Raw genomic sequence first — 19724 nt, 5'->3', positions numbered from 1 at the left:
GCCTCGTTACATGCTGTTGACGTGCAGCACGTTGCCGTCGGGGTCCTTGAACCAGATGGCCGCGAAGCCGTCGGACCTGTGCACTCCTCGATCGATCTCCATGCCCAGCTGCGGATACTCCTCCAGCCGGACGCCGCGTGCGCGCAGGGTGGTCGCGATGGCGTCGACATCGGCGCCGCCGCTCCAGACCACGGCATTGCCGGTGCCCGGCCGGACATCGTCCGACCGGTAGACCACCAGCCAGGTGTCGCTGGTCCGGTAACGCAGGACGTCCGTCTGGTCCTCGTCCCCCGGCTCGAGTCCCAGCGTGCCGGTGTAGAACTCCCGCGCGCGCGCCAGATCACTGACCGCAACGATGGCGCTCGAAGTCTTGTGCCTCAGCATGGAGACGTCCTCGGATCCGATCGCGCGTGGCCGCGCGCAGCAACGCTGCGCGCAGACACGTTTGATCTGTGTCAAATCTTCGTTTGCGGCGCGAAAAGTGACCGCAGGCTGGCGGACGACGCGCAATGCGGCACCTGCCGCACTCTGCGGACGCATCGATCACGTCCCGCCCGGACGCTCCGTTCGCAAGGCGCGGACATCCGTTGACCAGGTCCGCGGGTCACTGCGCCCGGCTACGACGATCCGCGCGTTTCCAGCAGCGTCCGCAGCCCACGGATCTCGTCGCGCAAGGCACGCACTTCGGTGTGGAGATCGGCCTCGATGTGGTCCTGGGTGCGCTCGAGTGCGTCGCGGGTGTCGTCGTGCTCGGCCTTGGAGACGGTCTGCATCGCATCGACGATGACGCCGATGAAGAGGTTGAGCATGGTGAAGCTGGCGACGAGGATGAAGGGGATGAAGAACGCCCAGGCATAGGGGAACTCGACCATCATCGGGCGCGTGGTGCCGGTCGACCAGCTGTCCAGCGTCATGATCTCGAACAGCGAGTACAGCGACTGGCCGAGATTGCCGAAGCGTTCGGGGAATGCGGTGCCGAACAGGTTGGTCGCGATGACGGCACATACGTAGTAGATGATCAACAGCACGGCGCCGATCGACAGCAGGCCCGGTACCGCACCGAGCAGCGCGCCGACCACGCGGCGCATCGACGGCACGACAGTCAGCACGCGCAGCACACGCAACACGCGCAGCGCACGCAGGACCGAGAGCGGTCCGGTGGCGGGCACGAGGGCGATCGCAACGACGGCGAAGTCGAACAGGCTCCACGGATCGCGGAAGAACCGTCCGCGATGCACGAACAGGCGGATCGCGATCTCGAGGACGAAGATCGCCAGGATCGCGGTGTCGGCGGCGCGGATCGCAGGGCCGGCCATGGCCATGATCGTTGGCGACGTTTCCAGGCCCAGCAGGACGGCGTTGATGATGATCAGCGCGAGTATGCCGGTCTGCACGCGCGGATGGGTGATGCACGTCTGCAGACGTCCGCGCAGGCCGGACTGGTGTGTAATGCGGGTCTCGCGCATGGCGTCTCCAGTGGGGCGCGGTGCGAAAACCGGCGACAGGTCGAATGGCGGGCAGGACGACATTGGAATGTCGTGCCGTCAGCAGGTCAAGTCGCGCGTGTCCGCTTCGCGAATACGGAGGGGTGCGCGCAGTGCTCGTGGATGCACGCCGCCAGCGGTCGCTGCGGCGTGTCGGACATCACTCCCGGGGCGTCTGCTCGATCATCAGTTCCGCATCGCCCCATTGCGATTCATAGGCGCCCACCCAGATCGCATAACTGCCGGGCGCAGGACGATCGATGCGCAGGTCCGGCAGACGTCGACCCAGATTGCCGTGGTCGCAGTGCCAGCGGCCGTCGGGGCCGTGGACGACCAGGGTCGGACGCGTGCGCGACAGTGATCGCACACGCAGCTCGATGCCCCGGTCTCCGCCCACATCCTCCAGGCGCACGCTGGGTCTGCGGGTCACGTCGCCGTCGCAGGCGCCCGGCAGGTCGGTGTCGAAGTGGGCGTCGATCGCACCGCCGGTCTGGAGCTGGACGACATGAGGCGCGCCATCGAGCGCCGACCAGTGGACCGACGTGAAGACCGGCGCCCCGTCAGGATCCGGCGCCTGCGCCGCGGCGGCACCTGAGGCCGAGAGCAGCCCGATCAGCATGCCCACACGCACATAGCGTCTTGTCGATCCAGCGCTGCACATCGGCATCGCTTCGAAGGAATGTTTGCGTTCCATGCAATCTCCCGGCTGATCCTGTTGGCCCGGACGGCAGTGTCGTGGGAACCGGCGCGCGCTTCAAATCTCCCGACAGATCGCATCACAGTCCACCGACGCGGCGCGGCCGGACAATCATGCATCTCCAGGATCCGAGCCGAACATGCGCCTGCCCATCTCCCATCTTTTGCTCGCTGCCGGACTGTCCGTTTCTGCTGCAGGGACGGCAGGTGCGCAGACCTTGCCGAACACGCCGGTGCCGGACGTGGATCTGACGCGGTATGCCGGGACCTGGTACGAGCAGGCGCATCTGCCGATGTTCTTCCAGCGCAAATGCGTTGCCGACACGACCGCGCATTACAGCCTGAATCCCGATGGCACGGTGGCGGTCCGCAACCGGTGCCGCACCCGGGACGGCAGCTTCAACGAGGCCAATGGCGTGGCGCGGATGGTGGATGGCCGCACGTCGACGCTGGAGGTGCGCTTCGCGCCGCGCTGGCTGTCGTGGCTGCCGGCGGTGTGGGGCGACTACTGGGTGATCGCGCTCGATGACGACTACGGCTGGGCCATGGTCGGCTCGCCCGGCCGCGACTATCTGTGGATCCTCTCGCGCACGCCGCAACTCGACCCTGCAGTCCGGACGGGCCTGATCGACCAGGCCCGTGCGATGGGATACCCGGTCGAGAAGCTGGTGGACACGCCGCACAATCCGCAGCCGTAAGCGGCATCGGCGCGACGTATTCGTCCGCTGGCAGTGTGCGTCGCGAAGCTGCCGGATCGCGACTGCCGATTCCCGTCTGCAGAGCGGCGCTGTGCGCCGGGAGGGATCCTCCGCGATTCAGCCGGCGGGTGTCGCGCGACAGGCATGTAGCAGTGCCGACCGGTGCCAGCCACGCACGACGGTCATGTGCGCAGGCGACGCCGGACGCCGTTCTGCAGGCGCGTATCATGTGCGCCCCACGCGCCGGACGACGGCGTCAGCTGTTCGAAACGAGGATGCAGATCGATGGCCCGAATGAAGCGGGATCCCACGCGGGAGCGGAATCTGACGCACGACTACGCCAAGTGGCTGCTGCAGGAAAAGCGTGAGCGGACCGATGCCAACGGCAAGCTGTTCGCCCGCACGCACACCACGCGCGGTCGCCGGTTCCACGGCTACAACGAAGAAGAAGTCTGCAAGATCATCGGCGTGGACTACTACGGCTGAAGGCCGGGGCACTCAGTCGGGCGAGGCTGCATCGCCCGCTCGGCTCACGCGATCTGGTCCGCCGCGGGACCGTCCGGCCCGTGGTGCACTCAGGGCGCGGCGTCCGGTCTGTCCGGCACGTCCGGATCCGCGACTGCACTCGCGACACGCTGCACGCGCGCGCGATAGGCGCCCACGTTGTCGCCCTGGATGCGCGTCGCCTGCGTGCCCGTGACCTTGCCGAACAGCGTGTCGTTGCCCGTGACCGGCTGGGCCTCGACGTGCGTCTCACGCTCGAAGCCGTGCGACTTGTCGGTGTTGCGATAGAACCGGTACAGGCCCCAGTACACGGCGGCTGCGCTGCCGGGGCCGGCAAGCAACAGCCAGAGTCCACTTTCGTCGCTCATGACATCCCCACAAGAATCGCGATCGCGAAGGCTTCGACGAAGGTGCCGACGGTGAGCGCGGCGAGCAGCAGCTTCCACTGCTGGACCGGGACACTGCCCATGGTTTCGCCGGTGCGGCCGTTGACCGCGATGTAGTGCAGCATGCCGCCGTTCTTGCCGGGCTGGTGGTAGGAGTACAGCCAGACCGGCAGATACATCGCCACCCAGCGCGTGCCGTGCACGTCGAGCCGCTCCTGTTCCCACCGTACGCCGCGGTTGTAGGGGCGGACCGAACCCTCGACCTGGGCGCGCGCGATCGACAGCAACTGGTCTTCCAGTCGCGGATGCAGATGCTCGACGTTGCTGTTGCGCTTTTCGGACGTGAAGCCGTTGAGGAACGAGGCGTTCCAGCGCACCGCGTTCTTGGTGTCGAACGGCAGGATGGCGTTGATGATGTTGTTGGTGTTGACCCGCGTGTCGAGGTTGCCGCGCTCGGTGGACGATTCCAGCGGCAGGTCGTCGACGGTGAAGTCCACGTGCCGGTCCACCTGGTAGACGTCGGCGTCGTAGTAGGTCTTCTTCTGGTTGCCGGTGCCGCGCGTGTACTGGCGCGTTTTGATCTCGCCCTTGCCGGCGACCGATGCGCTCGCGTTGCCGTCGACGATCATGTAGGGCAGGTAGACGCCGATGACGTTCTCGGGCGTGAACTCGTCCTTGAACGCCTTCAGCGCGAACAGCCGCCGCTTGTCGACGAACTGGCGGATGCGCGCGACCGCATCGTCCTTGCGGATGTGGAACGGCAGCACCGCATCGGGCACCGCGCCGTTGGGCACCTGTTCGTTGACGCCGAACACGTGGCGGCACCAGTGGCAGCGCGCCGTCATCGTGCTTTCGGTGTTGATGGTGACCTCCGCGCCGCAGCCGGTGCACTTGAAGGTCATCAGGCTGGCGGCATCGGCCTCGATGTCGCGTGCACCCGACGCGATGACGGTGCCGCGCAGGTCGGCGATGCCTTCGCCGAAACCGAAGATTTCCTCGACGCGCGCGCCCTGCCACTCGTTGCGGCAGAACAGGCACACCAGTGTGTCGCCGCCCGGTTTGTGGCGGATGTCGGTCGAACCGCACTTCGGGCAGCGGTTGAGGCCGTCCTTCAGTTCGGCTGCGGCGGTGTCGATGGCGAGCGGATCGGGCGCCTCGAGTTCTTCGCGGATCGCATCGGGCAGGGCGCCGGTATCGAGCGGCGATGTGCCCGGCAACGGCGGCACATCGCGCGGCGAACCCGGGCCGTCGACAGGCCGCCCCGGCAGGGGCGGCGGCAACTTGGTATCGGACATGGGTGCGGGCGGGTCCCGGCTCAGAGACCGAGCGCCTTGGCCTTGAGCGTGTCGTAGTCGGCCTGTGTGATCAGGCCGAGGTCGAGCATTTCCTTGGCCTTCGTCAGCCTGGCGACCGGATCATCGGCCGCCGGCGCGGCGGGTGCGGCCGGCGTGGCCGGCTGCTGCAGGCTGCCGATGCCGCCGGCCATGCCGGAGGCCATGCCCAGACCCACGAGACCTGCGGCGCCGCTGTGTTCGCCGGCCGACTGCATGCCCTGGGCGACGCTGGCCTGCAGGTTGGAATTGCCACGAGAACCGGACAGTGCATCGGCGCGCTGCACGGTCTTGAGCAGTTCGCGGGTGTTGGCGTCGTACTCGATCGAGATGATCGCCGTCTTGACGATCGCCAGGCCCCGGTCCGACTTCCACTGGTATCCCTGTTCCACCGCGTCTGTCAGGCTCTGCGCGAATCCCAGCGAATCCTGCTGGATCTTGGTGATGCGATTGCCCTTGGCGGGATCGTTCGTGTAGAGGCTGAAGGCCGGTGCGAGCGAGCCGACCACTTCGTTGAACAGCTGGCTGGCGGCGGCGTTTTCAAGGTCCGTGAAGTCGAACACCTGGCCGGGCTGCAGATAGCTGGCCGGCACGAAGTTCTTCACGAACAGGATCGGGTCGACGATCTTCAGCGTGTAGGTGCCGCGGGTGAGCGCGCCCACCTGGGTGCCGAGGAAGCCGTCGTCCCAGTAGATCTCCGACTGGGTGCCGAAGCGGTTGTCCGGCAGTTCCTTGAGCGACACGAAGAACGCAGCCTGCTGCGCGCCCGGCTGTCCGCCGAACTTGAAGCGCTCCCAGCTCTGCCGGATCAGCGGGCTGACGATGCCGTCGCCGGCGAACACCGATTGCGAATTCACATCGTCGGAGCGCCACTCGTAGCCACCCGGCTCGGCGACGAAGCCGGTGATCGCGCCGTCCTGGAACAGCAGCAGGCCATAGCCTTCTGGCACGACGATCTTCGAGCCGTTGGTGATGATGTTCGACGAGCCGCGGGTATTGGAACCGCGCCCGGCGTTGGTGCCCTGCGGCACCGCGGCGAACAGCGCAGCGGTCGACGGCAGGCCGGCCGGCACGGTGAGGAAATCCTTCCACTGGTCGGCCAGCATGCCGCCGACCGCACCCGAAACCGCCTGAATCAGACCCATGACAATTCCTTTCAGTTCGTGGCCAGGCACCGTACCTGCCGTGTCGCCGAATCATAACGGCGCGACGGTACGGGATTGCGAGTGCTGGTCGTCACGACCTGCGCGGTGCAGATGTCGACGCGCTTCGGGTGGATCTACCAGACGAGACCCAACAACCACGCGTCCACCGCCGTGCCCGGCATCACGAAGGCCGGCGCCAGGTGCACGATCAGGAAGAACGGTGCACCCCACAGCGTTTCGCGATGGATGCGGCGCAGTGTCGCCAGGTCGTACAGCACCAGCACGCCGACCAGTGCGAGCAGGCCGCCGATGGTGACCAGCACGCCATCGACGCCTGCGAACGCGGGCAGATCGGCGAGACGGATCAGCGCGGGTGAGATGATCGACAGCGACGCCAGCAGCATCAGGCGACGGTGCGCGTCGGCACGCCTGCGCAGCAGAAGGCCGCGGACCAGAAACACGACATAGGCCGCCAGCGCGCCGAGGTCGCCCCAGAGGATCAGGCCCAGCAATGGCCGCTGCGCATCGACATCCACGCCCTGCGCGCGCCAGCTGGGCACCAGCTGCGCCAGCGTGACCAGCGAGGTCACGACGACACCGAGCGCGATCACCGCGCCGAGCATCCCCAGCCGGCGATGCACGGCGATGCGGCCGTTGGCGATCAGCAGGCCCTGCACCGCGAACAGCACGAACCACGCCGTCACCGCGAAGCCGTGGAGGTGCAGGTGGATCGCCAGCGGTCCGCTGGCGTCGGGACGGAAGAAGAACGTGTTCCAGAATCCGGCCAGTACCGTCGCCAGCAGCACGAGGGCCATTGCCGGGAAGAACACGGTGCGTCGGCGGGGCAGGGCCACCGCGCCCGGCAGGGTGGACGCGGTCAGATGGTCGGGTGGATACACGGGGCGCTCCGGCAGGTGGCATCGGGTCGGCGGGCGGCAAGTCCGCGCGCCGTGCAGACCAACGCGAAAAGCGGCGCCAACCTGCCAGGCGATGTCCCGGACATGCCGCGTGGTGACGTGTTCCGCTGGCGCAAGCGCCGACTCCAGGCCGGGTTCGGACGATCAGCACCGGCCTCACCAGGCTGCGCTGCGTCGCGCGCGGCGCCCGTCGCGGACGCACTTGCTAGGATCGACCGGCCTCTTTTTCGTACGGCGGAGCGGTTGTGGACAGACGAGGTTTTCTGGGAAGTGCGGCATTGGCCGGGTTGGCGCTGCCGCTGGCGGGCGTGGGCACTGCGTCCGCCGCGATTCCGTCACCACCGGCGCCGTTGCTGCCACCTCCGCTTGCGCGCGGCGACACGGTCGGGCTGGTGAGTCCGTCGTCGGCCAGCGATGCGCGGCTGAACCTGCAACTGGCCCGCGAAGCGATGGAGGCGCTGGGCTTCCAGGTCAGGACCGGTGCGCACTACGACGCGCGCCATGGACACCTGGCCGGTACCGACGCCGAACGTGCCGGCGATCTCAATGCGATGTTCGGCGATCCGCAGATCAACGCCATCGTCTGCGTGCGCGGCGGATCGGGCGCGGCGCGCCTGCTGCCGCTGCTCGATTACGCGCGCATCCGCACCCATCCCAAGGTGTTGCTGGGGTACTCGGACATCACCGCGCTGCACTGCGCCATCCAGGCCAGGACGGGCCTGGTGACCTTCCACGGGCCGATCGCGGCGGCGAGCTGGAACCGCTTCAACGTCGACCAGTTCGAGCGGGTGTTTTTCAAGCGCGAACAGATGCGCTACGAAAACGTCATCGACGCGGACGCCGACGAGCTGGTGCCGCGCACGAACCGCACGACCACGCTGCGCGGCGGACGCGTGCGGGGCCGGTTGATCGGCGGCAACCTCACCGTGCTCACGGCGCTGGCGGGCTCGCCGTACCTGCCGGATTTCAACGGCGCCATCCTGTTTCTGGAGGACGTGGGCGAAGCGCCATACCGGATCGACCGGATGTTCAGCACGCTCAAGCTGATGGGCGCGCTGGACCGCATTGCCGGCTTCATCTTCGGCGACTGCAGCGAGTGCACGCCCGGCGACGGCTACGGCTCGCTGTCGCTGGACCAGATCTTCGACGACCACATCCTGCCGCTCGGCATTCCCGCCTATCGCGGCGCGATGATCGGGCACATCCGCGAGCAGTTCATCGTGCCCGTAGGTGGCGAGGTGGAACTGGATGCCGATGCCGGCAGCTTCCGGCTGCTCTCGCCGGTGTTCGCCGACACCTGAGTCCTGCGAATGGTGCGCGCGTGCGCGCCGTCGGTCGTGTCAGAAGCGGTCTTCGACCGGCAGGTAACGCCACGCGCCGACCGGCATCTTCGACAGTGACACGCGGCCGATGCGCAGGCGACGGATCCAGACGACGCCCAGCCCGACCTGCGCACACATGTCGCGCAGCTGCCCGGGCCGCACGCCCTTGATCGCGAACCGCAGGCGCACTTCGTTCTGCCAGCTGACCTTGCACGGCGGCAGCGTGTGGCCGTCGTACTGCAGACCGTGCTTGAGCCGCTGCATGCCGTAGAACGGCATCTCGCCGGACACCTCGACGACGAATTCCTGCTCGATGCCGTCGAGGTCCTCGGTCAGGCGCCGCCACACGCGGCCGTCCTGGCTCAGCACCATCAGACCACTGGCATCGGCTTCCAGTGGCGCCAGCGGCGTCAGCCGGTGGAAGTGCCGCTGCAGCAGGCGTACTTCGGTGGGGTCCTCGTTCCAGCGTGTGCCGGCGTCGACATACGCCAGCGCGGCATCGGACGTGGCGAACGCATCGAGTCCGGCCGGCTTGTGGAACAGGATCGTCGCCGGCTCGGCGACGGCGAGCCGCGCGGCCGCGTCGAGTTCGACGGCCTCGTCGGTCACCATGTGCTGCGGCATGTCGACGACGCGACCGTCGACCGACACCCAGCCGCCCTCGATGTACTGCTCGGCTTCGCTGCGCGAGCAGCGGGCGAGTTCGGAGACGCGTTTGGCCAGTCGGACGGGGGCGGACATCGGGTGCAGCCGGGAATCGGGGCGGGCAGTGTAGCGAGCGGGGCCGGTCGGCGTGTTTGCCGCACGCAGCGCCCTGCGCGTGGCGATTGCGTGGATGATGCGGCGAAGGCGGGCAGGCCCAAGCCTGGTTCGCGTGGTTCCCGAACCTTTGCAGAGCGGAGTGCCAGGCGATGCGACAGACGATGGCGGGTGTGTGGATGGCCGCGGTGATCGCGCTCGCAATGTCCGCAGCGGCGCGGGCAGACGACGGTGCGCGACTGCTGGGCCTGTGGTCGGTCGACGTGACGCAGTTGCCGATGCCGCCCGAGGCGCGGCCGCAGCGGGTGACGGTGGCGTTCAACGAGGCCGCAGCGGGCGCGTTGACGGTACGGGTCGAGATCGTGCCGGCCGACGGCGCAGCGCGGATTTCCACGGCGATCGTGCCGCTCGATGGCAGCACGGTGCCGATCGAGGGCGACACGCTGGAAGCCGACGCGATCGCGGTGAAGCGGCCCACCGGCGACGTGCTGACGATGGCGTTGGTGAAGCAGGGCGTGCCGGCCTCGACGCGGGTCTATGCGGTCACGCCGGAGGGCGGCCAGCTGATCGAGACGGCGGTGCATTTCGGCGCCGACGGCAAGGCAGTGATGCGCACGTTCCGGTTCGATCGCGTGCCTTGAATGCCTGCGTGACGACGGTTGCCGTACATGCGGCAGCCGCTACGTTCTGGACGTCTGTGTGGACGATCACGCGCGCGTGCAGCGCGTTCGAGGGGCGTACCGACGGGTGGCGGTAGAATTGCGCCTCTTCCGAACCGCCCTGTTGGATCGATGATCACCAACGACGTCCTGCGCAGCATCCGTTACATGCTCGACCTGAGCGACCAGAAGGTCGTCGATCTCGCCAGGCTGGTGGATCCCGACTTTCCTCTCGACAAGGACGAGGTGCGTCCGCTGCTGCTGAAGGAAGACGAGCCCGGCCATGTGCCCTGCAGCGACAGCGTGCTGGCGCATGTGCTCGACGGCCTGATCGTGCACCGCCGTGGCCGTGACGAGCGTCAGGCGGCGCGTCCGGTCGAGTCGCGCATCAGCAACAACGTCGTGCTGAAGAAGCTGCGGGTCGCGTTCGAACTGACCGACGTCGACATGCACCAGATCTTCGCCGACGCGGGCTTCCCGATCTCCAAGCCGGAGATGTCGGCGCTGTTCCGCCAGGCCGGGCACCGCAATTTCCGCCCCTGCGGCGACCAGCTGCTGCGCAACTTCCTCAAGGGACTGACGCTGCGCGTTCGCGGCGACTGACGACCTGCCGCAGACACCGGGCACGCGGGAAGCCGGATTCCCGCGATCGCCGCGTATGCGCGGCAACCGGTCCGGGTGTGCGGGCTCAGCCCTGGTCCAGCTCGTAATGGATCAGCACCACGCACTGCGATGCGAACAGCATCTTCGGACCGAGCGCGATCTTCTTCGCGCCCATGCGCTCCAGGCCGGGCACCGTCTTCTTCGGCATCGGGATGTGGTCGGTCAGCAGGAAGCAGGGATTGTCCGCGAACACCTGGTCCCGGATCGGCGTGCCCTTGCGATCCATCAGGAACAGCTGGTGGTCGTCCGCCAGCGCCTGCACCAGCCGCTCGAAGCTGGTCGTGCGGACTTCGACGCCTGATTCGACGACGCGCGTCTCGTCCTTGCCCATGCCGCGTGAGGCGTCCAGCGCCCGGGCGATCCGGGCCAGCAGCGCGCGCTCGTCGAAGCCGCCGATGTCGTGCATGGCGTCGATCTCGAAGCGGATCGTGCGCGAGTAGTCCTGCGTGCTCTCGAGCACGAGGTAGACCACCACATCCGACCGGTGCGACTGCGCGACGAACATCGCGTTCATCAGCGTGTGCGCGAGGATCTCGGTATGGGCGGCCTGGCCGACACCGGCCAGCAGCGCCTGGCTGTCGGTGGGCGCTGCGCGCGCGCGGAGGACGAAGGTTCGCATGGGACTGGCAGTGCTCGCGATACGCGGAAGACGGTCTGTATTGTCCCCCGTGCGCCGGTATGCGGTCGATGCGCAGGCGGACTATCCGCGCACGGCGGCCTCGATGGCGGCCACGTCGATCTTGCCCATGGTCATCATGGCTTCGAATGCACGCCTGGCCGCCGCGCGATCGCTGCCAGTAAAGGCTGCGGTGAGCACGCGCGGGGTGATCTGCCAGTGCACGCCCCAGCGGTCGGAACACCAGCCGCAGTCGCTTTCCTTACCGCCATTGTCGACGATGGCGTTCCACAGACGGTCGGTCTCGGCCTGGTCGTCGGTGGCGATCTGGAACGAGAACGCCTGGGTCTGCGGAAAATGCGGGCCGCCATTGAGCCCGATGCAGGGGATGCCGCACACCGTGAATTCGACGGTGAGGGGATCGCCTTCGCGACCCGCCGGAAAATCTGCCGGCGCGGCATGGACCGCCAGAACTGCACTGTCGGGGAAGGTGCGCGCATAGAACGTCGCGGCATCGAGGGCAGTGCCGTCGAACCAGAGACAGAGGGTGTTTTTGGGGATCATGGCCGTGCTTCCACCCGGGGTTTCCAGCAAGCCACTGCCCGGGTGAAGCGGGCGTGCGCGACGTGTCGCACATCCGGGAGACCGCGGCCCGGAAACAGGCCGCGGGTCACGGTCACTCCGACGCGGCGTCGGACTCCGCCTGCGGGCTCGACGTGCCCTTCGCAGCCTCACGCTCGGCGCGCTTCTTCGCGTCCTTCTCGTCCTGCTTTTTCTTCTTGGCGAGTTCGCGCTGACGCTTTTCGAACGAGTAGTTGGGTTTTGCCACGGAAAACTCCTCTGAAATCAACGGCGCATTGTGGCATCCGCAGCCCCGGCGCAGCCAGTTTCCCCGTTCAGGCTGCAGGTCGGGCCGGGGTCGGCGCGTGCTGATGCCCCGGTGCCCATCAACCGCGCAGGCGGACGATCTGGGTCTGCAGCGTCTCGATCTGGCCCCGGAGATCCGCGTTCTCGCGCTCCAGCACGTCGATCCGCTTCTGCAGTGCCTTGGCATCCGGACGCGCGTCCGCGCCGTCGGCCGGCTCGCCCTCCTCGCCGGACCTGGGCCGCTTCTTCGCATCACGCGCGCGCTTGGCGGCCTGCTTGAGCTCGGCCTTGCCGGCCTGCGCGGCGTTGCGCTGTTCGTCCTCGGGCAGGCTGGCCACGGCCGCGGCCGCACTCATCGAGATCGCACCGGACTTCAGGGCTTCGACCAGCTCGGGCGTCGCCTGGGCATGGATGCGCTCGATCATCGCGACCTGGTTGCTGCTGAGCTTGGCCTCGCGTGCCAGGTCGGCGCGGCTGACCGACGACGGCGCCTCGTCCCACGGCGGGCGATCGCCTGTGTCGTCGACCGGTGCTTCCGCCGCTGCGGCAGGCGGGTCCTGCAGCGCCGCCATGCGCTGCGCCTGCTGGCGTGCGGCGATGATGTCGCGCTTGCGCAGCGCCAGCACACCGCGCTGGTAGTCCGACACGCTGCGTCGGCCCAGATGCTGTTCGATCATCCACAGGTGCACGTCTTCCATCGACTGGAAACGCGTGTTCTGGACGGTGTTGAACGCGATGCCGTGCGCCTGGCAGATGCCGTAACGGTTGTGCCCGTCGACCAGCACGTCGCCCCACAGCACCAGCGCGTCGCGACAGCCCTCGGCCAGCAGACTGCGTTCGAGTGCTTCGTGCTCGTCCGCGGTCAGCGGATCGATGTAGGCCTTGAGTTCTTCGAGGACGACGATGTTCATGCGCGGCAGCCACTGCGGGGGGCGCGCATTGTAGGGGTGGCGGTTCGCGGATGTTGAGACTTGCGCGGCGCGGAGTCCCGTGTGCAGTCCCCGACGCGGACGCGGCAGCCGGCGATCGGTCGCCGGCACTCGCGTCGCCGTTGAGGCGTGCTGCGATGCGCCTCGCGTGGATCAGCGGCGCAGCAGGGACCGGCGTCGCGGCGCCGCGCTGCGGGCAATCAGCGTGGCGCTGCCGATCGTGATCGCATCTTCCACCGCGCCGGTCGTCTTCTGCCCGAACCGTCGGATCGCGCGCATGCGCAGATTGAAGGTCACGTAGGCCATGCCGACCGCGGCACCGGCGCCGAGGACCGCTGCCAGCGGACGCTGTTCACGCGGTGCCAGCGCCATGCCGGCCACCGCGCCGGTAACGATGCGCGCCAGCATGCCGGCCACCACGATGCGGTCGGGCGCGTCGTCCATCTTGTCGCCGGCCAGTTCCCCGGCGGCCAGCAGCTTGGCACCGGTCGAGGCCAGACGGTTGGACAGCAGCAGCGGGGAGCCATTGCCGCGGGGCAGGGTGCCGTTGCAGGCGGCATTGGCGACCGTGGCCAGCGGCGTCATCGCGCGCATGCCGGCCACGGCGCCCATGAGAATCGAGTGGATCAGTGCCATCGTTGCGCGTCCATCGGGAGTCCGCGGATGCGGAGCGAACCTGATCAATGCCAGCGCGGCAGTGAATCCGGTGTCGTGACGGATGGCTCAGGCGCTGCCGGTCGCGATCGGACCGGGGCGGTTGCGATGCGCGGCCAGGCAACTGGCGACGCTCGCCACCACCAGCGCGAAGGCGATGGTCTCCAGCAGGGTCGGCAGGCGCCGTTCCCAGGCGAAGCCGTAGACGAGTGCGAACAGGGTCTCGAACAGAATCATCTGGCCGACCAGTGTCAGCGGCAGCAGACGGCTCATGCGGTTCCACAGCGCGTTGCCGAGCATCGAGGCGAACAGGGCGACGCCGGCGCAGACACCGAGCAGCAGCAGCCACGCCGATGGCGCGTGGGACTGGGGATGGAGCAGCACGGCCAGAGGTACCAGCAGCAGGGTCAGCGCGCACGTCACGATGCCGGTCAGCAGGTTCCAGGCATGCACCGACACCTGCGGCAGCCGGACCAGCCAGCGGCTGTTGGTGACGGCGAAACAGGTCCACGACACCAGCGCGCCGATGCCGCACAGCAGGCCGAGCAGTTGCCGGCCGACGTCGCCATCGGCAGGGCTGGACAGCGCCTGCCAGCCGATGCAGACCGCGCCGGCTGTGCACAGCACCAGCGACGGAGCGAGCCTGCGCAGGGGCACCGTGCCGTGATCGCGACTGCCGATGATCGTCACCGCGACCGGCAGGAAGCCGATGACCAGCGACGTCATCGCGATGCCGCCGAGCTGCACCGCACTCGACAGCAGGACGTAGTAGAGAAGATTCCCGCTCAGCGCGAGCCAGACCAGCGCGCCCCAGTCCCGACGCGACAGCTGCCGGCGCAGGCCGCGCCACAGCGGCGCGATCAGCACGGCCGAGAACAACCCGTAGAACAGATAACGGCCGATGGTCAGCTGCAGCGGTGCGAACTCGCGGACCAGTTCCGGGGCGAGGAACACGAGCCCCCATAAGGCGCCGGCACCGATGCCGCAGGCGATTCCGACGATCGTGTTGTGGGATGTGCCCGACATGCTGCGCTCCATGGTGCCGGGCAGCGTACGGCGTGCGGCACACGCGGTCTTGGCCGCGACTCGCGTGTTCTAGGCCGTGTCTCGCGCCTGTCGGCGCCACAGTGCCGGCGTGCATCCGGTGGCGCGCCGCATCGCCCGGGTCAACGCGCTCTGGTCGCCGTAGCCGCAGACACCGGCGATCTCGGCGATCGGCAGTGTGGTCTGGGCAAGCAGGTGCCGCGCACGCGCGATGCGCACGTCGGCCAGCCAGGCACGCGGTGTCTGCCCCAGTTCCTGCTGGAACCGTGCGTGGAGGCGACTTGCACTGACATCGATCTGCCGGGCCATCTCCGACACCGTCCAGTCGCGGCCGGGCTGCGCCTCGACGATCGACAGCAGGCGCGCGAGCCGCGAGACCGGACGTGCGTCGTCACCGAGCAGTGCCTCCACCAGCAACGGCACCCACAAGCGTGTGCGATGGTCGGGCACCCGGCCGCGTGTCGCCTGCAGGCCCATATAGTCGACGAGGCTCACCGCCTCGGGCGACATCGCGAGATAGGCCTGGCGCGCCAGACGCGCGGTGGCATCGTCGCCCAGTGCGCCGGCGGGCAGGTCGAGGATCAGCGAGCGGTTTGCGACACCGCTGATCTGGTCGTGGCGGGCACCGGCTTCGACGAACGCGGCGACATGTCGGTCGAGCCGCGAGCCGCGTCCTGCGATGTCCATCGCCAGCTCACCCGAGAGCGGCAGCACGATCTGTGCGAACGCGTGACGGTCGACGGTGCTGTCGGCGCCGTAGCTGCGGATGGCGATCGGGATGGGGGACAGGGGCATGGCGCTGGCGCGGGGAGCTGGCGGCCGATGCCGCGGCGACATGCTAGCGCGGCGCCCGGTCCGTCGCCCGCTGCGTCTGCCCGCAGGTCGGATCAGTGCGAGAACGGGGCCTGTGTCCCGTCCCCCGGGCCTTCCCAGCGTCCGGAACGTTCGGCCTGCGGGCAGATGCGCAGATAGGTGAGGTACGCGAAGATCTCGTCCATCGTCCAGCCACGCTGATACTGGCAATACGTGGTCGGCCAGGGGCAGTAGCCCGGCGTCGGACGGGGAATCGACGTGGCGTAGTCGGAAATCGTGTACCAGGCTTTCGGGCTGTGCTGCATGCCGTGGCGGCAAAACACGAAAGGGTCGCCGGACCGCCACAACAGGCCCTGCTCACCGGTCTGTGCCTGTGCGGCCGGCGTGGCCGTCGCCATGACGGTAAGCATGAGGACGAGGGTGGTGCGGGCGCTGCGACTGGCCATCGATACGGTGCTCCGGCAACGGGAGCACCAGCGTAGGCAGCGCCTGTCGCGGCCCGCGCCGGCACTCGCCCGGCGTGCGGGTCAGGGCTTGCCGTGACCCGGCGTCGGATCTGCCGGGTACAGCCACCAGTCACGGCGGGCATCGGCGCCCTGGAAGCTCCAGGCCAGGAACCGGCTCTGCTTGTTGCCCTGCGCCATCGCCACCTCGCGGACGTCCACCGCACCGGCCTTGCGCAGCTCGGCGCGCAGCCCCGGCAGATGTGCCGACTTCGAGATCAGGCTGGTGAACCACAGCACCTGCGATCCGAAATCCACGCTCTCGCGGATCATCTTGCGCACGAAACGCGCTTCGCCACCCTGGCACCAGAGCTCGCCGTCGCGGCCACTGAAGTTCAGCGGCAGCTTGCGCGACGCGCGCGGCGGACCATCCGAACGCGCCGCCAGATTGCGGCGTTTGTCGCGGCCGCTGCGGTTGGCTTCGGCCGCCGACGCATGGAACGGCGGGTTGCACAGCGTGGCGGCGTACCGGTCCCCCGGGCGCAGGACGCCGTGGAGCAGATGGCCGCGCAGCGTCTGTGTGCGCAGCTCGATCGCGCCGCCGAGCGCATTGGCGCTCACGATCGAATCGGCAATGCGCAACGCCGTCTCGTCGATGTCCGAACCGACGAAGTGCCAGCCGTACTCGGTGTGTCCGAGCAGCGGGTAGATCACGTTCGCACCGGTGCCCAGGTCGAACAGACGCACGTCGGCGCCACGCGGCACGTCGCCGTGACGGTCGCCTGCGAGCAGGTCGGCTAGACCGTGGACATAGTCCGCGCGGCCGGGCACCGGTGGGCACAGGTACGACTCGGGAATATCCCAGTGCGCAATGCCGTAATCGGCCTTGAGCAGCGCCTGGTTGAGAAAGCGCACCGCGCGGGGATTGGAGAAATCCACGCTGGTGTCGCCGGCAGGCGTGCGCACGAGAAAAGGCTGCAGTGCAGGTGTGACCCGGGAGAGCCGCTTGAGGTCGTACCGACCCTGGTGGCGGTTGCGCGGATGCATCAGCTGCGGTTCTGTGGGGGACTTGGGACGTGACATGCCGCTATTGTGGACCGCATGGCAGCGGTGCAGTAGAGAGGCGTGCGCATCGATGTGCATCACCGTCGCGCGCTGCGCCCGGCGATCCACTGGTCCAGCCGGCTCGCGAACGTCTGCCGGTCGCGCGCATGCAGGGCCGCGGGGCCGCCGGTCTGCACGCCGGCACCGCGCAGTTCGTCCATGAAGTTCCGCATCGACAGGCGTTCGGCGATGTTGTCGGGCGTGAAGCGTTGCCCGCGTGGATCGATCGCATCGGCGCCACGTTCGATCACGCGCGCAGCCAGCGGGATGTCCTGGGTGACCACGAGATCGCCCGGGCGCGCACGCTCGGCGATCGCGTCGTCGGCGACGTCGTAGCCACCGGAGACCTGCAACGCGCGGAGGTAGCGCGACCCCGGCGTGCGCAACCACTGGTTGGCGACGAAGGTGACGTGGACCTGCGCCCGTTCGGCGGCGCGGAAGAGGATGTCGCGGATCACCACCGGACAGGCATCGGCATCGACCCAGATCTGCGGTGGCCTGTCGGTGTCCGGGACGTCTGACTGCATGGTGTTCTGGTAATTCAAGAGGGGCGGATACACGGAAATTCGCGCCGCGGCGCGCGTGCCAGTGAAGTGTACGGACGTCGAACACGGGCCGTCGCAGGTTTGCGTCATGCGACGCCGGCCGGTATCGTGATCCGCGTTCCATCGCTGCTGCACTGTGGGTTCTACCGGTGCCTTTCGCAGCATTCCCTCCGTTCCACTGCCATCCAAGGAGTTTGTCCATGGAGATCGCCGCTGCGCGCGTCGCTTCGTTCCACTACACCCTCACCGACGACGACGGCAACGTCATCGACAAGTCGGCCGAAGGCAATCCGCTGCCTTACTTCCACGGTGGCGGCAACATTGTGCCGGGCCTGGAGAAGGCACTCGAAGGCCAGAAGGCCGGCGATACGCTGAAGGTCGACGTGACGCCGGAAGAGGGCTACGGCCTGCGCAACGACAGCCTCGTGCAGGCCGTGCCGCGCCAGGCGTTCCAGGGCATCGACACGATCGAGCCGGGCATGCAATTCCAGGCCCAGGGCGGCGCCGGTCCGATGCTGGTCACCGTGGTCGAGGTGGGCGACACCGAAGTCAAGATCGACGGCAACCACCCGCTCGCCGGCAAGACCCTGCACTTCGCGATCGAAGTGGTCGATGTGCGCGACGCCACCGAAGAAGAGAAGCAGGTCGGCCAGGTCGCCCAGCAGGCTGCCTGATCACGTGATCCGTCCCGGCGGCGTGTGCCGTCGGGACGGTCCATGCACTTAAGAGAAACAGGCTTGACCGGACGGCGTCCGATCGCGCGACGACGCGATCAGCGTCCGGCCGCGTCCAGCCCCATCTGCCAGAAATCGGCTTCCAGCCGCGAAGCCTTGCCGAACAGCGCGGCGAGTTCGTCGAAGCGGCCCGGACCGAGGTAGCGCGCGCCGAGATCGTCGAGATGGCGCGAAGCATTCGCCGCGACCGCCTGGTAGGCATCGCCGGCGTACTCGCCGATCCATTCGCGATACGGATGTCCGTCGAGCGCGTCGACGCCGGACGGCGCCAGTGCACGCCCGATTTCCGCGTAGCCGAGCACGCAGGGCGCGAGTGCGACGTGCAGATCGAGCAGGTCACCCGACATGCCGCAATCGAGCACGAAACGGGTGTAGGCAACCGTGGCCTGATGCTCCGGCGCGGCCTCGATGTCGGCCGGCGACAGACCCCAGCGCTCGCACAGGCGCACGTGCAGATCGAGTTCGACATCGACGATCGCCGACAGCCCGTCCTTCGCGGCGCGCAGGTCGGCCAGCGTGCGGCTCTTGTAGGCGGCCAGCGCATTCGCGCGCGCGAACTGGATCAGGAACAGGTAGTCCTGCACCAGATACGTGCGGAACGCGGCTTCGGGCAGCGTGCCGTCGCCCATGCCGCGCACGAACGCGTGATCGACATAGCTTTCCCACTCGTTGGGCGCGGCAGCCTTGAGTCGTTCGAACAGCGACATCAGGCGGTGCGTTCCGCATAGGCGGCATCGAAGAACGCGAGTTCGAGATCGACCGCGCGCTGGAAGAAATCCTGCGCGCGCGCGGCATCGTCCGGCCCGACGCGGTCGAGCTCGGCCTGCAGGAACGCGACGAAGTCCACGAACATCGGGTTGTCGTGCAGCGTGACCCACTCGGTGTGGACGAAGTTCGTCGGCAGCGGGCGCGGCACGCGCTGCGCCCAGTCGAGATACAGGCCTTCGGCGACGTTGAGCACGGCGAGCGCCGCGGCATACGAACGGGTGGCGGCAGCCTCGCGCATGATCGCCTTGAAACCGGCGGTCGGTGCGGTATCGGGCGTGCGCGTCCGCGTGTCCGCATCCACGCCCAGTGCGTCGAACGCACGCAGGAAATAGGTGTTTTCCTCGCCGCAGACCATGCCGGTGAAGCGGCCGAGCACCAGTCGCGACTCGAAACGGTCACTGCTGGCGATCGCCGCGCCCAGCAGCACCAGGAAGCTGTCGAGGAAGCGGTGGTCCTGGACCAGGTAGGCGGCCAAGACATCGTCGGCGATGCTGCCTTCGCCCAGTTCGCGCACGAAACGGTGGTCGACGGCGCGGGTCCAGGTGGCTTCGCAGGACTGGCGCAGGGATTCGCTGAAACGCAGGGTCATGACAACTCCGGGGGCAGGGCGCGACGGACGCGGGAAACGGCGGGCGTTGCGGCA

26 protein-coding genes are annotated in these 19724 nt (G+C 68.1%); 6 read left to right on the top strand and 20 right to left on the bottom strand.

Annotation, left to right across the window (positions count from 1 at the left end):
* Nucleotides 1–6 precede the first annotated feature (6 nt).
* From AC3A4E_RS10905 to AC3A4E_RS10895, 3 genes are all read right to left on the bottom strand, one after another.
* Nucleotides 7–384: a VOC family protein gene (locus AC3A4E_RS10905; RefSeq protein WP_487631493.1), complete on the bottom strand. Its 378-nt coding sequence runs from the start codon at nt 382–384 to the stop codon at nt 7–9.
* Between the two features lie 233 nt (nt 385–617).
* Entirely contained in the window at nt 618–1466 is an 849-nt protein-coding gene (locus AC3A4E_RS10900; RefSeq protein WP_487631492.1) for an ion transporter, read from the bottom strand.
* A 178-nt stretch (nt 1467–1644) separates the two neighbouring features.
* Nucleotides 1645–2178: a hypothetical protein gene (locus AC3A4E_RS10895; protein ID WP_487631491.1), complete on the bottom strand. Its 534-nt coding sequence runs from the start codon at nt 2176–2178 to the stop codon at nt 1645–1647.
* 142 nt (nt 2179–2320) lie between these two features.
* Between AC3A4E_RS10895 and AC3A4E_RS10890 the strand changes: the two genes are divergently transcribed.
* Entirely contained in the window at nt 2321–2878 is a 558-nt protein-coding gene (locus tag AC3A4E_RS10890) for a lipocalin family protein (protein ID WP_487631490.1), read from the top strand.
* Between the two features lie 285 nt (nt 2879–3163).
* Nucleotides 3164–3364: a hypothetical protein gene (locus AC3A4E_RS10885; RefSeq protein ID WP_487631489.1), complete on the top strand. Its 201-nt coding sequence runs from the start codon at nt 3164–3166 to the stop codon at nt 3362–3364.
* An 89-nt stretch (nt 3365–3453) separates the two neighbouring features.
* Here the strand turns inward: AC3A4E_RS10885 and AC3A4E_RS10880 are convergent, their stop codons facing one another.
* From AC3A4E_RS10880 to AC3A4E_RS10865, 4 genes are all read right to left on the bottom strand, one after another.
* Nucleotides 3454–3750, bottom strand: a complete 297-nt coding sequence (locus tag AC3A4E_RS10880; RefSeq protein WP_487631488.1) for a hypothetical protein — start codon at nt 3748–3750, stop codon at nt 3454–3456.
* Nucleotides 3747–5063 (bottom strand): TFIIB-type zinc ribbon-containing protein, encoded by a 1317-nt coding sequence (locus AC3A4E_RS10875; RefSeq protein WP_487631487.1) that lies wholly within the window; start codon nt 5061–5063, stop codon nt 3747–3749. The genes AC3A4E_RS10880 and AC3A4E_RS10875 overlap by 4 nt, the downstream gene beginning before the upstream one ends.
* Nucleotides 5064–5083: 20 nt before the next feature.
* The gene (locus tag AC3A4E_RS10870) at nt 5084–6244 is read right to left on the bottom strand and encodes an SPFH domain-containing protein (protein WP_487631486.1); all 1161 of its coding nucleotides are present in this window, start codon (nt 6242–6244) and stop codon (nt 5084–5086) included.
* Nucleotides 6245–6378: 134 nt separating this feature from the next.
* Entirely contained in the window at nt 6379–7143 is a 765-nt protein-coding gene (locus AC3A4E_RS10865) for a hypothetical protein (protein ID WP_487631485.1), read from the bottom strand.
* Nucleotides 7144–7439: 296 nt separating this feature from the next.
* Here AC3A4E_RS10865 and AC3A4E_RS10860 point away from each other — a divergent pair, with 296 nt between their 5' ends.
* Nucleotides 7440–8462, top strand: coding sequence for a S66 peptidase family protein (locus tag AC3A4E_RS10860; RefSeq protein WP_487631484.1), 1023 nt, complete (start codon nt 7440–7442; stop codon nt 8460–8462).
* 39 nt (nt 8463–8501) lie between these two features.
* Here AC3A4E_RS10860 and AC3A4E_RS10855 read toward each other — a convergent pair whose 3' ends face one another.
* Nucleotides 8502–9224 carry an rRNA pseudouridine synthase gene (locus AC3A4E_RS10855; protein WP_487631483.1) on the bottom strand — a complete coding sequence of 241 codons (723 nt, stop codon included), beginning with the start codon at nt 9222–9224 and terminating at the stop codon, nt 8502–8504.
* Between the two features lie 170 nt (nt 9225–9394).
* Between AC3A4E_RS10855 and AC3A4E_RS10850 the strand changes: the two genes are divergently transcribed.
* Nucleotides 9395–9883, top strand: a complete 489-nt coding sequence (locus AC3A4E_RS10850; RefSeq protein WP_487631482.1) for a hypothetical protein — start codon at nt 9395–9397, stop codon at nt 9881–9883.
* Nucleotides 9884–10033: 150 nt separating this feature from the next.
* A complete protein-coding gene (locus AC3A4E_RS10845) occupies nt 10034–10504 on the top strand; it encodes a YehS family protein (protein WP_487631481.1) in 471 nt (156 codons plus the stop codon).
* A gap of 85 nt (nt 10505–10589) precedes the next feature.
* Here AC3A4E_RS10845 and trmY read toward each other — a convergent pair whose 3' ends face one another.
* The 10 genes from trmY to AC3A4E_RS10795 form a co-directional block, all read right to left on the bottom strand.
* Nucleotides 10590–11183: a tRNA (pseudouridine(54)-N(1))-methyltransferase TrmY gene (gene trmY / locus AC3A4E_RS10840; RefSeq protein ID WP_487631480.1), complete on the bottom strand. Its 594-nt coding sequence runs from the start codon at nt 11181–11183 to the stop codon at nt 10590–10592.
* A gap of 81 nt (nt 11184–11264) precedes the next feature.
* A complete protein-coding gene (locus tag AC3A4E_RS10835; protein WP_487632057.1) occupies nt 11265–11744 on the bottom strand; it encodes a VOC family protein in 480 nt (159 codons plus the stop codon).
* A 112-nt stretch (nt 11745–11856) separates the two neighbouring features.
* Nucleotides 11857–12009 (bottom strand): hypothetical protein, encoded by a 153-nt coding sequence (locus AC3A4E_RS10830; protein WP_487631479.1) that lies wholly within the window; start codon nt 12007–12009, stop codon nt 11857–11859.
* A gap of 118 nt (nt 12010–12127) precedes the next feature.
* Nucleotides 12128–12958 (bottom strand): ParB N-terminal domain-containing protein, encoded by an 831-nt coding sequence (locus AC3A4E_RS10825; RefSeq protein ID WP_487631478.1) that lies wholly within the window; start codon nt 12956–12958, stop codon nt 12128–12130.
* Between the two features lie 171 nt (nt 12959–13129).
* Nucleotides 13130–13612: a DUF4126 domain-containing protein gene (locus AC3A4E_RS10820; protein ID WP_487631477.1), complete on the bottom strand. Its 483-nt coding sequence runs from the start codon at nt 13610–13612 to the stop codon at nt 13130–13132.
* A gap of 87 nt (nt 13613–13699) precedes the next feature.
* On the bottom strand, nt 13700–14656 hold the full coding sequence (locus AC3A4E_RS10815; protein WP_487631476.1) for a DMT family transporter: 957 nt from the start codon (nt 14654–14656) through the stop codon (nt 13700–13702).
* A gap of 69 nt (nt 14657–14725) precedes the next feature.
* Nucleotides 14726–15469, bottom strand: a complete 744-nt coding sequence (locus AC3A4E_RS10810; RefSeq protein ID WP_487631475.1) for a helix-turn-helix domain-containing protein — start codon at nt 15467–15469, stop codon at nt 14726–14728.
* Between the two features lie 92 nt (nt 15470–15561).
* Nucleotides 15562–15933 (bottom strand): hypothetical protein, encoded by a 372-nt coding sequence (locus AC3A4E_RS10805; RefSeq protein WP_487631474.1) that lies wholly within the window; start codon nt 15931–15933, stop codon nt 15562–15564.
* An 81-nt stretch (nt 15934–16014) separates the two neighbouring features.
* Nucleotides 16015–17013 carry a 23S rRNA (adenine(1618)-N(6))-methyltransferase RlmF gene (gene rlmF, locus AC3A4E_RS10800; protein WP_487631473.1) on the bottom strand — a complete coding sequence of 333 codons (999 nt, stop codon included), beginning with the start codon at nt 17011–17013 and terminating at the stop codon, nt 16015–16017.
* A gap of 59 nt (nt 17014–17072) precedes the next feature.
* Entirely contained in the window at nt 17073–17561 is a 489-nt protein-coding gene (locus AC3A4E_RS10795; RefSeq protein WP_487631472.1) for a YaiI/YqxD family protein, read from the bottom strand.
* Nucleotides 17562–17779: 218 nt separating this feature from the next.
* On the opposite strand from AC3A4E_RS10795, the gene AC3A4E_RS10790 reads away from it, so the two are divergent.
* Nucleotides 17780–18253 (top strand): FKBP-type peptidyl-prolyl cis-trans isomerase, encoded by a 474-nt coding sequence (locus tag AC3A4E_RS10790; RefSeq protein ID WP_487631471.1) that lies wholly within the window; start codon nt 17780–17782, stop codon nt 18251–18253.
* A gap of 98 nt (nt 18254–18351) precedes the next feature.
* Here AC3A4E_RS10790 and AC3A4E_RS10785 read toward each other — a convergent pair whose 3' ends face one another.
* Together AC3A4E_RS10785 and AC3A4E_RS10780 are read right to left on the bottom strand one after the other, a co-directional pair.
* On the bottom strand, nt 18352–19020 hold the full coding sequence (locus AC3A4E_RS10785) for a TenA family protein (RefSeq protein WP_487631470.1): 669 nt from the start codon (nt 19018–19020) through the stop codon (nt 18352–18354).
* Nucleotides 19020–19670, bottom strand: a complete 651-nt coding sequence (locus AC3A4E_RS10780; RefSeq protein ID WP_487631469.1) for a TenA family protein — start codon at nt 19668–19670, stop codon at nt 19020–19022. The genes AC3A4E_RS10785 and AC3A4E_RS10780 overlap by 1 nt, the downstream gene beginning before the upstream one ends.
* Nucleotides 19671–19724 lie beyond the last annotated feature (54 nt).

The sequence above is a fragment of the Luteimonas sp. Soil_N_1 genome (assembly GCF_057656255.1).
The sequence above is the reverse complement of the archived record's forward strand: the minus strand, read 5'-3'. Positions and strand labels throughout refer to the sequence as shown.

Bases quoted from the DNA above. Each gene is read 5' to 3' on its own strand.
- AC3A4E_RS10905 (WP_487631493.1), bottom strand. From the start codon at position 384: ATGCTGAGGCACAAGACTTCGAGCGCCATCGTTGCGGTCAGTGATCTG.
- AC3A4E_RS10900 (WP_487631492.1), bottom strand. From the start codon at position 1,466: ATGCGCGAGACCCGCATTACACACCAGTCCGGCCTGCGCGGACGTCTG.
- AC3A4E_RS10895 (WP_487631491.1), bottom strand. From the start codon at position 2,178: ATGGAACGCAAACATTCCTTCGAAGCGATGCCGATGTGCAGCGCTGGA.
- AC3A4E_RS10890 (WP_487631490.1), top strand. From the start codon at position 2,321: ATGCGCCTGCCCATCTCCCATCTTTTGCTCGCTGCCGGACTGTCCGTT.
- AC3A4E_RS10885 (WP_487631489.1), top strand. From the start codon at position 3,164: ATGGCCCGAATGAAGCGGGATCCCACGCGGGAGCGGAATCTGACGCAC.
- AC3A4E_RS10880 (WP_487631488.1), bottom strand. From the start codon at position 3,750: ATGAGCGACGAAAGTGGACTCTGGCTGTTGCTTGCCGGCCCCGGCAGC.
- AC3A4E_RS10875 (WP_487631487.1), bottom strand. From the start codon at position 5,063: ATGTCCGATACCAAGTTGCCGCCGCCCCTGCCGGGGCGGCCTGTCGAC.
- AC3A4E_RS10870 (WP_487631486.1), bottom strand. From the start codon at position 6,244: ATGGGTCTGATTCAGGCGGTTTCGGGTGCGGTCGGCGGCATGCTGGCC.
- AC3A4E_RS10855 (WP_487631483.1), bottom strand. From the start codon at position 9,224: ATGTCCGCCCCCGTCCGACTGGCCAAACGCGTCTCCGAACTCGCCCGC.
- AC3A4E_RS10850 (WP_487631482.1), top strand. From the start codon at position 9,395: ATGCGACAGACGATGGCGGGTGTGTGGATGGCCGCGGTGATCGCGCTC.
- AC3A4E_RS10845 (WP_487631481.1), top strand. From the start codon at position 10,034: ATGATCACCAACGACGTCCTGCGCAGCATCCGTTACATGCTCGACCTG.
- trmY (WP_487631480.1), bottom strand. From the start codon at position 11,183: ATGCGAACCTTCGTCCTCCGCGCGCGCGCAGCGCCCACCGACAGCCAG.
- AC3A4E_RS10835 (WP_487632057.1), bottom strand. From the start codon at position 11,744: ATGATCCCCAAAAACACCCTCTGTCTCTGGTTCGACGGCACTGCCCTC.
- AC3A4E_RS10825 (WP_487631478.1), bottom strand. From the start codon at position 12,958: ATGAACATCGTCGTCCTCGAAGAACTCAAGGCCTACATCGATCCGCTG.
- AC3A4E_RS10820 (WP_487631477.1), bottom strand. From the start codon at position 13,612: ATGGCACTGATCCACTCGATTCTCATGGGCGCCGTGGCCGGCATGCGC.
- AC3A4E_RS10815 (WP_487631476.1), bottom strand. From the start codon at position 14,656: ATGTCGGGCACATCCCACAACACGATCGTCGGAATCGCCTGCGGCATC.
- AC3A4E_RS10810 (WP_487631475.1), bottom strand. From the start codon at position 15,469: ATGCCCCTGTCCCCCATCCCGATCGCCATCCGCAGCTACGGCGCCGAC.
- AC3A4E_RS10805 (WP_487631474.1), bottom strand. From the start codon at position 15,933: ATGGCCAGTCGCAGCGCCCGCACCACCCTCGTCCTCATGCTTACCGTC.
- rlmF (WP_487631473.1), bottom strand. From the start codon at position 17,013: ATGTCACGTCCCAAGTCCCCCACAGAACCGCAGCTGATGCATCCGCGC.
- AC3A4E_RS10795 (WP_487631472.1), bottom strand. From the start codon at position 17,561: ATGCAGTCAGACGTCCCGGACACCGACAGGCCACCGCAGATCTGGGTC.
- AC3A4E_RS10790 (WP_487631471.1), top strand. From the start codon at position 17,780: ATGGAGATCGCCGCTGCGCGCGTCGCTTCGTTCCACTACACCCTCACC.
- AC3A4E_RS10785 (WP_487631470.1), bottom strand. From the start codon at position 19,020: ATGTCGCTGTTCGAACGACTCAAGGCTGCCGCGCCCAACGAGTGGGAA.
- AC3A4E_RS10780 (WP_487631469.1), bottom strand. From the start codon at position 19,670: ATGACCCTGCGTTTCAGCGAATCCCTGCGCCAGTCCTGCGAAGCCACC.